At 50.5% G+C, this 12,631-nt stretch carries 11 protein-coding genes; 3 read left to right on the top strand and 8 right to left on the bottom strand.

The features are described 5' to 3' along the window. Positions 1 to 26: 26 nt before the first annotated feature. The 7 genes from murD to mraZ form a co-directional block, all read right to left on the bottom strand. Entirely contained in the window at positions 27 to 1,445 is a 1,419-nt protein-coding gene (gene murD, locus BUE76_RS07245; protein ID WP_083596365.1) for a UDP-N-acetylmuramoyl-L-alanine--D-glutamate ligase, read from the bottom strand. Between the two features lie 103 nt (positions 1,446 to 1,548). Then, positions 1,549 to 2,826 (bottom strand): phospho-N-acetylmuramoyl-pentapeptide-transferase, encoded by a 1,278-nt coding sequence (gene mraY, locus BUE76_RS07240; protein WP_073040419.1) that lies wholly within the window; start codon positions 2,824 to 2,826, stop codon positions 1,549 to 1,551. A gap of 88 nt (positions 2,827 to 2,914) precedes the next feature. Next, entirely contained in the window at positions 2,915 to 4,381 is a 1,467-nt protein-coding gene (locus tag BUE76_RS07235; protein WP_073040421.1) for a UDP-N-acetylmuramoyl-L-alanyl-D-glutamate--2,6-diaminopimelate ligase, read from the bottom strand. Position 4,382: 1 nt separating this feature from the next. Next, positions 4,383 to 6,491: a penicillin-binding protein gene (locus BUE76_RS07230; protein ID WP_073040422.1), complete on the bottom strand. Its 2,109-nt coding sequence runs from the start codon at positions 6,489 to 6,491 to the stop codon at positions 4,383 to 4,385. 81 nt (positions 6,492 to 6,572) lie between these two features. Continuing rightward, a complete protein-coding gene (locus BUE76_RS07225; protein WP_073040424.1) occupies positions 6,573 to 6,911 on the bottom strand; it encodes an FtsL-like putative cell division protein in 339 nt (112 codons plus the stop codon). 159 nt (positions 6,912 to 7,070) lie between these two features. Next, positions 7,071 to 8,027 carry a 16S rRNA (cytosine(1402)-N(4))-methyltransferase RsmH gene (gene rsmH / locus BUE76_RS07220; RefSeq protein WP_073040426.1) on the bottom strand — a complete coding sequence of 319 codons (957 nt, stop codon included), beginning with the start codon at positions 8,025 to 8,027 and terminating at the stop codon, positions 7,071 to 7,073. Continuing rightward, positions 8,027 to 8,482: a division/cell wall cluster transcriptional repressor MraZ gene (gene mraZ / locus BUE76_RS07215; RefSeq protein WP_073040428.1), complete on the bottom strand. Its 456-nt coding sequence runs from the start codon at positions 8,480 to 8,482 to the stop codon at positions 8,027 to 8,029. Before mraZ ends, rsmH begins: the two co-directional genes overlap by 1 nt. 260 nt (positions 8,483 to 8,742) lie before the next feature. Here mraZ and BUE76_RS07210 point away from each other — a divergent pair, with 260 nt between their 5' ends. Next, on the top strand, positions 8,743 to 9,975 hold the full coding sequence (locus BUE76_RS07210) for an S-adenosylmethionine:tRNA ribosyltransferase-isomerase (protein WP_073040430.1): 1,233 nt from the start codon (positions 8,743 to 8,745) through the stop codon (positions 9,973 to 9,975). Between the two features lie 112 nt (positions 9,976 to 10,087). On the opposite strand, the gene BUE76_RS07205 is transcribed toward BUE76_RS07210, so the two are convergent. After that, on the bottom strand, positions 10,088 to 11,458 hold the full coding sequence (locus BUE76_RS07205; RefSeq protein ID WP_073040431.1) for a sensor histidine kinase: 1,371 nt from the start codon (positions 11,456 to 11,458) through the stop codon (positions 10,088 to 10,090). A gap of 128 nt (positions 11,459 to 11,586) precedes the next feature. Between BUE76_RS07205 and BUE76_RS07200 the strand changes: the two genes are divergently transcribed. Together BUE76_RS07200 and BUE76_RS07195 are read left to right on the top strand one after the other, a co-directional pair. After that, positions 11,587 to 12,138: a YqgE/AlgH family protein gene (locus BUE76_RS07200; protein WP_073040434.1), complete on the top strand. Its 552-nt coding sequence runs from the start codon at positions 11,587 to 11,589 to the stop codon at positions 12,136 to 12,138. An 84-nt stretch (positions 12,139 to 12,222) separates the two neighbouring features. Further along, positions 12,223 to 12,631: RDD family protein (locus BUE76_RS07195; RefSeq protein WP_216820638.1), on the top strand; the 409-nt coding region annotated here is incomplete at its 3' end.

Here is a 12,631-nt window from a genome sequence, read left to right as displayed (position 1 = left end):
ATGTGGCTCCGTGGTTCCTAACTCAATTACAGATTTTTCACAGCGTTCTTGAACTGGGTTCCGCGGTCTTCATAGTTGCGAAACAGGTCGAAAGAAGCGCAGGCAGGGCTCATCAACACAGCATCACCGGGAACAGCGGCAGCAAAAGCAGCTTTCACGGCATCTTCGGCGTTGCCGGTGCTTACCACGGGCACCACATCTTTGAAGGCCGCTTCAATCTTGCTGTTATCGGTACCCATGCAAACGATGGTTTTCACCTTCTCCTGGATCAGCTCCATGATCAGCGAATAGTCGTTGCCTTTATCCACACCACCCATGATGAGCACGGTAGGCTTGGTCATGCTTTCCAGTGCATACCAGGTGCTGTTTACATTGGTAGCTTTGGAGTCGTTGATAAAATCAACACCCCGCACGGTGAGCACGGGCTCCATGCGATGCTCCAGGCTGGAGAATGTTTGCACCGCTTCGCGGATCTTGTTTTTGCGGATGTCCATGGTAGAACCCGCCACACATGCTGCCATTGTGTTGTACTGGTTGTGTTTTCCTTTCAATGCAAAATCGTACACGCTCATTTCAAGCGGCTCGTTACCGGTTTTCACCTGCAGCTCGTTGTCCTTGATCTGTGCGCCCTTGGCTACTTCCTTCTTCATGGTAATCGGTAGTTGATTAGCTGTAATTGAATTATGTTTTAAGTGATTCACGATCACTTCGTCGTCCTCGTTATAAATAAAATGATCCGTTGGCAGTTGGTTCATCATGATGCGAAACTTGGCTGCCGCATAGTTTTCAAACTGGTAGTTGTAGCGATCCAGGTGGTCTTCGGTGATATTGAGCAGCACCGCCACATCGGGGCGGAACGTTAAAATATCATCGAGCTGAAAAGAACTGATCTCACACACATACAGGGGCTTGGGATCTTCGGCCACCTGGCGGGCAAAAGAGTAACCGATATTGCCTACCAGCGCACAATCCAGTTCGCCCACTTTGCAGATATGATAGATCAGCGAAGTGGTGGTGGTCTTGCCATTGGAACCTGTAATGGCGATGATCCTGCTGTCGCCTTTATGGCGGTATGCCAGCTCGATCTCCGATATCACCGGGATACCTTTAGCCCTGATCTTTTTCACCCATTCATTCTTTTCCGGAATGCCCGGGCTTTTCACCACTTCAGCAGCTGCCAGCAGTTTTTCACCATCAATGCTACCTTCAAGGAACGCGATGCCTGCCGCTTCCAGTTCGCTACGATAACCAGCTTTCAAAGAACCTTCATCCATCAGCACCACATCATAGCCTTCCTTTTTGGCTAAGATGGCGGCACCCACGCCGCTCTCGCCTCCGCCTAGAACAACAAGAGAGGTCCTCCCCCCACCGGCCTCCCCCCGGCCCCCTCCGGTGGAGGGGGAGGTAGGGGCAAGTCCCGAATTATGTTGCGACAGGTTTATCATTGACGTTTAGTTTTCCTTGGTACAGTTTGCCTTTTCTATCTATTTACAGTCAGCCTCTTTCTTTGCTCCCTCCCCACCGGGGAGGGCCGGGGAGGGGCCGCTCTTATCTCAGCTTCAGCGTTACAATCGAAAACACTACGCAGAGCAGGGTTACGATCCAGAAACGCGTTACAATCTTCGCTTCGTGATAGCCTTTCTTTTGATAGTGGTGGTGCAGCGGGCTCATTAAGAAAATCCTTCTGCCTTCACCGTATTTCTTCTTGGTGTACTTGAAATAACTCACCTGCATCATCACGCTCAGGTTTTCTACGAGGAACACCCCGCAGAAAATGGGAATGAGCAGTTCCTTGTGTACAATGATGGCCAGGGCCGCGATGATACCACCCAGCGTGAGCGAACCGGTATCGCCCATGAATACCTGTGCCGGGAATGAGTTGTACCACAGGAAGCCCACACAAGCACCGATCATGGCACCAATAAAAATGGACAGCTCACCCAGGTTGGGTATGTACATGATATTGAGGTAATCGGCCAGCAGCAGGTTACCACTTGCATAGGCGAATATGCCCAGGCAAACACCAATCAGCGCCGAAGTACCGGTTGCCAACCCGTCCAAACCATCGGTGATATTGGAGCCATTGGAAACCGCCGTGATGATAAAAATGACAATACCGATAAACAGCACCCAGCTATAAGGGCGCACTGCTTCGGGCAGCAACTTGCTGTAGTTGAACTCGTGGTTCTTTACAAAAGGAATGGTAGTTACCGGGTCTTTCGCTTCTACAAAATACTTGGTGCGGCCATTTACCTCGCGGGAGAAAACGTCCGCATTGTCTGCCTTGGGCACACCCTGGAACTCACGCCAGATGGTCACATTATCGTTGAAGTAAAGCGTAGCACCAATGATCACACCAAGGCCTACCTGGCCTAGGATCTTGAACCAACCGGCCAAACCATCGGCATCTGTTTTTTTGTATGCCTGCCCTGCCTGTTGTGCCAGCCGCTTTGCCTTCAGCTTCAGGTAATCGTCGATAAAACCAATCACACCCAACCAGATGGTGCTTACAATCATCAGGCGTATGTATACCTTCTCGAGGTTGGCCAGCAACAGCGTTGGTATCAGGATCGCCAGGATGATGATGATACCGCCCATGGTTGGCGTGCCCTTCTTCATCTGCTCGCCCGCAAGGCCCAGGTCGCGCACACCCTCGCCCACCTGCTTGTTGCGCAGGTAGTTGATGAGGCGCTTGCCATAAACGGTAGTAATGATCAGCGACAACAATACCGCAATCAGTACCCGGAAGGTGATGAAGCGAAAGAGCTCAACACCCGGGAAGTTTGTGCCATTGTTGCGTAACCATTCAAATAAGTGATATAACATTCAGCTCTTTGTCTTTATTGGGTAATGGCTATTGGCCCTTAGCTGTTGGCGGTTGGCTAGCTAACAGATAAAGGCTAAAAGCCAAAAGCTATTTCTCTAATTCTTTAAACACCTCCATCAACACCTCTTTATCATCAAAGTGGTGCTTCACGCCTTTGATCTCCTGGTACTTCTCGTGGCCTTTTCCGGCAATGAGGATAATATCCTTGGGGCCGGCCATGCTCACCGCAGTTTTGATAGCTTGTTTGCGATCGGCAATGGAGAGGAACTTGCGGCGTTGTGCCGTTTTCAGTCCCGTTTCCATTTCGGCCAGTATCTGTGCAGGGTCTTCACTGCGTGGGTTATCGGAAGTGAAAATGACTTTATGGCTATGCTCGCAGGCCACCTCGCCCATGATGGGACGTTTGGCTTTGTCGCGGTCGCCACCACAACCCACTACGGTAATCACCTGCTCTTCGCCGGTACGCAGTTTGTTGATGGTTGCCAATACGTTCAACAAGGCATCAGGTGTGTGCGCATAATCCACAATACCAATTACACCTTCATTGTGCGAAACGAGGTAATCGAACCGGCCTTCGGCACTGGTGAGTGCACTCAGCACCTGCAGTACTTCCTGCTTGTCCTCACCCAGGGAGATGGCTGCACCATATACCGCCAGGATATTGTACGCATTGAACTCACCAATCAGGCGGAAATGCACTTCTTGGTCGTTTACCGTCATCATCAGTCCGCTCAGGCTGTTCTCAAGGATCTTTCCTTTGAAATCGGCCATGGTACGCAGGCTGTAGGTATAGGTTTTGGCAACCGTATTTTGCAGCATCACCATTCCGCGTTTATCATCGGCATTGGTGATGGCAAAGGCATTATTTGTTAACCCATCAAAGAAGCCTTTCTTGGCCCTGATGTATTCGTCGAATGTTTTGTGATAGTCGAGGTGGTCGTGGGTGATATTGCTGAACAGCGCACCAGCAAAATGCAAACCTGCGATGCGGCGCTGGTGCACGGCATGCGAGCTTACTTCCATAAACACATGGCTGCAACCTGCATCCGCCATTTGCTTCAGCAGGGCATTGAGGCGAACCGCATCAGGCGTGGTGTGTGTGGAAGGCACCACATTACCGGCAATGATATTTTCAACGGTGCTCACCAGGCCGCAGGTATAACCCAGGCCAGTAAACAGTTTGTATAAAAGAGTGGCAATGGTTGTTTTACCATTGGTGCCGGTAACACCTACCAGGCTGAAACGTGCAGAAGGCGCATCATAAAAATTATGGGCAACCTGGCCCGCAGCCTCGGAAGTGCTGCGCACCTGCACATAGGTGATACCCTCCTGCTTTTCGGCAGGCATATCTTCACACAAAACTGCAACTGCACCCTTTTCAATAGCCTTACCTATGAACTGGTGGCCATCTACACCCACACCTTTAATCGCAATAAAAAGCGAGCCTTGCTGCACAGCACGCGAATCGATCTGCACACCGGATACATCGATAGCAGTATCCCCTGCAACTGCAGTGAGGCTTACCTTATATAATATTTCTTGCAGCTGTTTCAAATCAATTCAATACAAGTGTGATTACCTGGTTCTTTACCACGGGCGAACCTGCGGGAATATCCTGCGCCATTACCTTACCGCGGCCTTTTACCTTTACTTTCATCCCTTCGTTTTCCAGGAGGTAAAGCGCATCGCGCAAGGTCATATTCCGCGTATCGGGAACTTTTCTTTTTTCTACAGGTACTGCTTTCGATACCGGCCTGTTGTCAGCACTTACCACACGGTACCATTCTGCCTTACCAGCCGAATCGTGGTAGCGCATCCCGGTACCCTGCAGCACGGTAGCCACATCAGGCGCATAACCGGCAAAGGCATGCACCGAACTATCGATGGGCACCTGTACGGGTACTGCCTTTTTCTTTTGCACATACAATGCATAGAGCTTGGTGGCCACCTCGCGGAACACCGGAGCCGCCAGCTGGCCACCATAGTGGAGGGCCGCATGCGGACGTGTTTTTACCAAAACGATACAGCTGTACTCAGGTGCCTCGGCAGGGAAATAACCCACGAAAGATGCCTGGTACACACCATCATAATATTTGACATTGCCACCGGCAACGTGGGCGGTACCTGTTTTACCTGCAACCGCAAAAGGCATATCCTTAAATGCAGGCTTGCCGGTACCTTCGGTAACTACCGCTTCCATGCTGCTGCGGGCGGCGGCAATGGTGGCGGGCTTGCAAATGGCTTCGTCAATCACTTCGGGTTCGTAGTGCTGCACGGCCACGCCATCACTCTTGATGGTGTTCACCAGGTAAGGACGCATCATGCGGCCATTGTTGGCTACTGCATTGTACAGCATCAGGGTTTGCAAAGGGCTTACTTCAATAGCATAACCAAAGGCCATGGTGAGCATGGCATGCAGGCCTTCGCGGTTTCTTTTCCAACGGGGCAAAAGCGGCGCTTCTTCACCCACCAGTCCTACACCGGTTTTACGATCGAGGTGAAATTTCTGGAGGTATTGCTTGAACTCGTCGGGTTTGTCGCCAAATGCCTTGAGGGCCAGTTTGGCCATACCTACATTGGAGCTGTGTGCAAATGTTTCGCGAACGGTAAGTACGGGTTTGGGCGAACGTTCGGCATCGGTGATGTTGCGCACGCCTACAAACTCGCGGCCCGCCGAACCGACCGACACCGCATCATTGATCTTGCTATAACCACCATCCAATACCGCCAGCAGCGTGGCCAGCTTGATGGTAGAACCGGGCTCGGTTGTTTGCAGTGCGTAGTTCAGGTTTTCATCGTACACCCCTTCGCCGGTGCGGCCCAGGTTGGCAATGGCCTTAATCTTACCGGTTTTGGTTTCCATCACAATGCAGGTACCGTGCTGCGCCTCGCTTTCCACCATCATCTTCATCAACGCGTTCTCGGCAATGTCCTGAATGTTCACATCAATGGTGGTGATGATATCCTTGCCATTGGTAGGATCGATCTGGTAGCCATCCACCGGCACGGCGGCGCCTCCGGCAATAAAGCGCACCAGGCGGTGACCCGATGTGCCTTTTAACAAAGTATCGTAGGTCCTTTCCAGGCCTACGTTCTGCGCATTTTCCCTTGCCAGTCCAATGGTTCGCTTGGCGAGCAACCCAAAAGGATTAAGCCTTTTGGTTTTTACCTCGGCGATGATGCCGCTCCTGTTGCGGCCCATACGTACCAGCGGAAACTCGCGGAACATTTTGTACTGGTCAAACGAGAGCCCTTTATGAATGAGGTAGTAGCGGTTCTTTTGGTTGTAGGCCAGTTGCAGTTCTTTCTTGATCACTGCTGCTGATTTTTCGGCAAAAAGCGCAGCAAGATGATAAGAAAGCGAGTCCACGTTTTCGCGGAAACGCTTGCCGTTTTTATCACGCAGCCCTTCGGCGCCGAAATCCATGTAGATGTCGAAATAAGGAATAGAGGTAGACAGCATCTGACCGTCTTCCGAATAAATGGTTCCGCGCTCCGCTTCCAGGGTCACAAATTTCTGGTGAAGGCTGTCCGACATGCCCCGCCAGTAATCGCCCTGTACCTGCTGGATATAAAACGCACGACCCAACACCATCAGGCTCAGTACCCCAATGCCGATAAAGCTTAGGTACACTCTCCACAATATGTCGCGTTTGATTTCCAATTTTTGTCTTTTCTGTCGTGAAACGTCAATCGTGAAACGTGAATGGTCAATGGTGAATGGTGAATACTCAATACCCAATCACTAATCACCTCCTCCTCCTACACTATCCACCAACACCGAAGGCGCCACTGTCAATTCTTTCAAACCCAGGGGCTCAACGGCCTTTACCAGTTCGCTTTGCTTGCTGCGGAAGAGCACATCGCCTTTTACGGTTTTGTATTCAAACTGCAGCTCTTTCAACTCCCTCGTTGTTTTACTGATGGCCCGCTCCGTTTTATCGGCGCGGTGACCATTATAGATATAGATCACTGCCAGCAGGGCCAGAAATAAAAAAAACGGAATCTGCTGCACCACACCCTGGTAGTTCAGCATCCGTTTCCAGTAAAAGGCCGCCTTTTTTTCAGGCTTTGGTGCTTGCATTTTATTGACTATGGACCATGGACCATGGCCCATGGGTACGTTTTAAATGTTGTTTGTTCGTGAGACGTGAAACGGCAAACGTGAATGGCGAATGGTAGATGGTCAATACCTAATACCCAATTCCTAATACCCAATCACTAATCACCAATCACCCCTCTCTCATCCCTTCTTTTCCGCCACCCTTAGCTTCGCACTGCGCGACCGGCTGTTGCGGCGCAACTCTTCTTCGCTTGCCGTGATGGGCTTTCTATTTACCAGCACCAGCTCGCTTACACTTTTCTTACCGCCAAAAACTTCATCTTCCTCCAACTCAAAATCACCATCGCGGAAGAATACTTTCACCAACCGGTCTTCCAAAGAATGGAAGGTGATGATGGCTGCTCTCCCTCCGCTTTTCAGCACCTGCGGTATTTGTACCAGCATATCCTTCAGCGCACCCAACTCATCGTTCACCTCAATGCGCAGGGCCTGGAAGACCTGTGCGAAATATTTGTTCGGGTTCCCTTTTACAATGGGGTGCATGGATGTTTTGAAACCCGCAATGGTTTTGATCGGTCCCAATCCCCGCACTTCAACGATCTTACGTGCCAGGGTTTTGGAATTGGTCACTTCGCCATACTGTTCAAAAAGCTTGTGCAACTCGGCCTCTCCATAAGTGTTCAGGATATGAAAAGCAGTACGCTCCTGCCTCCTGTCCATCCGCATATCCAGGTCTGCATCGAAGCGGGTGGAAAAACCACGCCTTGCTTCGTCAAACTGGTGCGAGCTAACACCCAGGTCAGCCATCACGCCATCTACTTCCGGAAAGCCGTGCAGCTTCAGGAAGCGCTTCAGGTGCCTGAAGTTGTGCGGCACAAACAACACCCGGCTGTCATCGGGCAGGTTGCGCTGCGCATCTTCATCCTGGTCGAAAGCGATCAGCGTGCCCTCTGGACCCAGTTGCTTCAAAATCTCCCGGCTATGGCCACCACCGCCAAACGTACAGTCCACATACACCCCACCGGGTTTGATGGCCAAACCTCCGATGGTTTCGTGGAGGAGCACCGGCACATGGTATCCCGCCTCTTCCTGCGCTTCAACCCCAACTTTACCTTCAGGCTTATCCTTCTTTCCCATTATCCTTCATTATTGGTCATCACCGAAGAAGCCAGTGCGCTGAAGTCGTCGGCAGCGTAGTTATCAAAGAACTGCTGGTACTTGTCTTTAGCCCAGATCTCGATCTTGTCCACCGCCGATGCCAGCACAATATCTTTTTCCAGACCAGCGTATTCCTTCAGGTTGGCAGGCAGCAAAATGCGGCCGGCAGCATCGGGCTCCACAATTGTGGCCCCGTTGAGGAAGAAGCGGCGGAACTCCCGAACTTTGGGATCAAAGTCGTTGAGTGTTTTGATGCGGGCAAACAGCGGCTCCCAGCTTTCCATGGTATACAGGCTCAGGCATTTTTCGAAGCCACGGTTTACTACAAAGCGTACGTTTTCGGTTTCCGTCAGTTGCTTTTTAAAGCCTGCCGGGAACAGAAAGCGACCTTTGGAGTCCAGTGTTGCTTCAAATTCTCCTAAAAAACCTGTCATTCCATAAAACTCGGGAGGAAATCGCTCAAGAGTGACACAAAATAACACAATTTCCCACTCTCACTGCGGGATCAAAATTTCTGTTTTTATCCACAACAGGCAATTGCCCCTATCCCTTGCTGGGTAAGGGTTTTAGGAACTTATAATGATTAACACTCATTAAACATTGTGAATAGGATGTGGATAAACCGCAATCTGCGTGAACAAGTTGTGGACAAGTCATAAGTTTGCGATCCAATAAAGCATTAGAGTACCTTTTGATGAAACAAAAACCACAGGAAATAAAGATTGCCGACTACACTTACGAACTTCCCAACGAACGAATTGCAGCCTTTCCGCTGCCTAAAAGGGATGATTCGAAGCTTTTGGTGTATAAAAGTGGGAGGATTTCCGATGAACGTTTTTACCAGCTGCCCAGCCAACTCCCACCAAATACCACTTTGGTGGTCAACAACACCAAAGTGATCGAGGCAAGGGTGCTTTTCCGCAAACCTTCCGGCGGTGTAATCGAGATTTTTTGCCTCGAACCGCACAATACCAGCATGGAAATGGCGCTCCAGGGTGGTGGTGTGTGCTCGTGGAACTGCCTGGTGGGTGGCGCCTCCAAGTGGAAGCCCGGGCAGGTACTGGAAAAAGAGGTACCGGGCGGCGGTACCCTGCAGGCTTTTTATGTGTCGAAGGAAGTGGATCACTTTGTGATCCGCTTTGCGTGGCAGCCGGCGCACCTGCCTTTTGCCGATGTGCTGCACCAAACCGGCGCTATTCCGTTACCCCCATATATCAAGCGCGATGCGCAAACAGAAGACAGTACCCGCTACCAGACTGTTTTTGCAGATAAAGAAGGATCGGTGGCGGCGCCTACGGCCGCACTCCACTTTACCGATGAAGTGTTCAGTGCTTTGGCCGCAAAAAACATACATACGGCACCTGTTACCCTGCACGTGGGTGCGGGTACGTTTAAACCGGTAAAGTCGGAAACCATCGGCGAGCACCCTATGCATGCCGAGCACTTCCAGGTGTCGCAGCATACATTGCGCAAGCTTATTGATTCAGAAAATATCGTAGCTGTGGGCACCACTTCGTTGCGCACGCTCGAAAGCCTGCACTGGATTGGGATCAAACTGCTCAATGGCGCATTCCTTTCCAACGAAGAAGAACTGGAACTGGTGCAGTGGGAATGTTATGAGCTGGCTGCGCAAACCATTACCTATAAAGAAAGCCTGCAGGCGTTATTGCAACATCTGGAACAAAAAAACCAGGAACTGCTGTTTTGCCGCACCAGCCTGATCATTGTACCGGGTTATACATTTAAATCAGCATCTGCAATTGTCACCAATTTTCACCAGCCACAAAGCACCTTGCTGTTGCTGGTTGCTGCCTTTGTTGGCCCTGAGTGGAAAAAAGTGTACCGGCATGCGCTGGACAACGAGTACCGGTTTTTGAGTTATGGGGATAGTAGTTTGCTCAGCCGCACACCCCCCTTGTCCCCCTAGAGGGGGAACTTAGGTTGGAGTTGCCCCCTTTTCTGCTCCCTACTTTAGGCTGTACTTCAGTTCATAAACAACAACGCCCCTCTGCTTTGGAGGGGCGTTGTTGTTTATAAGGTTATTTCGACCTAGGTTCCCCCTTCAGGGGGACAGGGGGTTTCAACGGAAACTCAATGGTAAAGCAACTGCCCTTACCCAGGGTACTATCCGCTTTGATATCACCATTGTGGGCTTCCACTACCGTCTTCACATAACTTAAGCCAAGACCGAAGCCTTTTACATTGTGCACATTGCCGGTGTGGGCCCGGTAAAATTTCTCAAAAATCCGCTTCACCGTTTCGCGGGTCATGCCAATGCCGTTGTCCTCAATGCGGAGGATAAACTTGTCGGCAGTAGACTCCGTGGTCAGACAAATGCGGGGCGGCACATTTTCCTTGCTGTACTTCACGGCATTGTCCATCAGGTTGTTCACCAGGTTGGAAATATGCACTTCGTCGCCTTCAATCTGGTCGTGGGTAGCACCCAGGTTGGTTTCCAGCTCGCCGTTCTTTTCATTGAGGCGCAGCACAAAGTTGTCGGCCACATCCCCAATGATCTCATGCAGGTGCAGGGTTTTGAGGTTGAGCTGTACCTCCTGGCGGTCCATCAGCGCCGACTTCAGAATGGTTTCCACCTGCCGGTTCATGCGCTGGTTTTCTTCCTTGATGATGCCACTGAAGTAAAGCAGCTTTTGGGGGTCGGCCATCACCTTTTCGTTCTTCAACGCATCCACCGCCAGCGATATGGTGGCAATGGGCGTTTTAAACTCGTGGGTCATGTTGTTGATAAAATCGTTCTTGATTTCGCTGAGCTTTTTCTGCTTCAGCATGGTATGTACCGTCAGGTAAAAAGCGGTAAGCACCACCACCATCAGCAGGATGGAAAAGATCATCAGCGGGATGAGGTCCTTGGCCACAATATTCTTGATATTGGGCACCACCACAATCAGCACCTCGTCGTAGGCAAGGCTTTCCAGCAGCGAGCCGCCGGGCGCCAACAGGATATAATTGGTGGCGTAATAGTGTGCGGAATCCTGGTACCAATTGGTAAAGTTGGCCGACATCCGCTCCATATAGGGCGGCGATCCGGGCCGCAGCGAAGCCAGCCCAAACTCGAAGTTGAGATCTTTGAGCCCCTGGTTGGCAAAAGCCACTTTCAGCTTGTTGAAAATTTCAAGGGTGGTAAACCGCTGGCCTACGCTGTAAGGTTTGGAAAACTCCAGCGAAAACTCGTCGCGCACCTCTGGGAATATCTTCACCTTGGAAGGGGCAGGACTGCTTTTGTACTGACCCAGGTCTTCGCCCACACCCTTGGTAACATCGTACACCTTCTGCTCTACCTGGTCTTCTTTCAGCAGCAACATATTGCGTAGCCACGATACCTGTATCCAAATGATACCCAGTACGGAAAGTGTGATCAACAGGATAATGATGGGAAAAATTCGTTTCACTGGGACAAGTTGCGGAAAAAATACGGGTTAAAAAAATGGGTGCCAGCCGCCCGGTTGCTGGCACAAGATTATTGTAGCATTGGTATTCAACTGGTAACTTCCTGTTTCGTTTACCTATAATTTAACGTATGACCCAACCGGCAGCAGGCGTTTTATTGATTGCAGATCCCTTTTTGAAAGACCCCAACTTCATGCGTACCGTGGTGCTGCTCACCGAGCACCAGGAAGAAGGAACCGTAGGCTTTGTACTCAACCGCCAATATGAAAATACCCTGGATGAACTCTTACCCGATATGGACGGCTTTTCGGTACCGGTGTACTATGGCGGCCCTGTTCAGATGAATACCATTCACTTTCTACACTGCCAGCCCCAGCTGGTACCGGGTGGTGTAGAGATCATGCCCGGAATTTATTGGGGCGGTGATTTCGACAGTGTGATGCAGCACCTGAAAGACGGTAGCCTCGATGCCAATGATATCCGTTTTTTTATTGGCTACTCGGGCTGGAGCGCCGGTCAATTGGATGGGGAAATGGAAGAAAAAACCTGGCTGACAGTAGCTGCTACCCACGAACTTATTTTTCATCCCAACGCAGAAGAAATCTGGAAAGAATCGCTCAAGCACCTGGGCGGTGAGTACGAGATGATGATCAATTTCCCAATAGACCCACAGTTAAATTAAGGCTTAGATCTCCTATCTCTTGAAGAGATGGGAGATCTGGCAAATAATTGCCTATTGCTTTATATATTCAACCAAACTAATTGCATGATGGAACCAAACTACTCCACCGACCACCCGATTTTTACCCAGGCACGCTATGCCAGTTTCTGGGAACGCTTTGGTGCCGCTTTTCTTGATGGACTGATGCTGGGCATCCTTCAGTTTATCATGAGGTTCTTTGTTGAAGAGAACGTAAACACCGTACTTAACTTTCTTGTAGGTTGGTTGTATTATGCTGTGATGGAATCGGGCCCCAACCAGGCTACCCTGGGCAAAAAAGCCCTGGGATTGAAAGTAACCAATATGAACGGAGGTCCTATTACATTCGGACAGGCCACCGGCCGTTATTTTGGCAAAATTCTTTCCGCCATTATCCTCCTGATCGGTTACCTGATGATGTTGTGGGATAACAAAAAGCAAACCCTACACGATAAACTGGCCGGAACCCTGGTGG

Source organism: Cnuella takakiae, assembly GCF_001953305.1.
Taxonomy (GTDB): Bacteria; Bacteroidota; Bacteroidia; order Chitinophagales; family Chitinophagaceae; genus Flavisolibacter; species Flavisolibacter takakiae.
The sequence above is the reverse complement of the archived record's forward strand: the minus strand, read 5'-3'. Positions and strand labels throughout refer to the sequence as shown.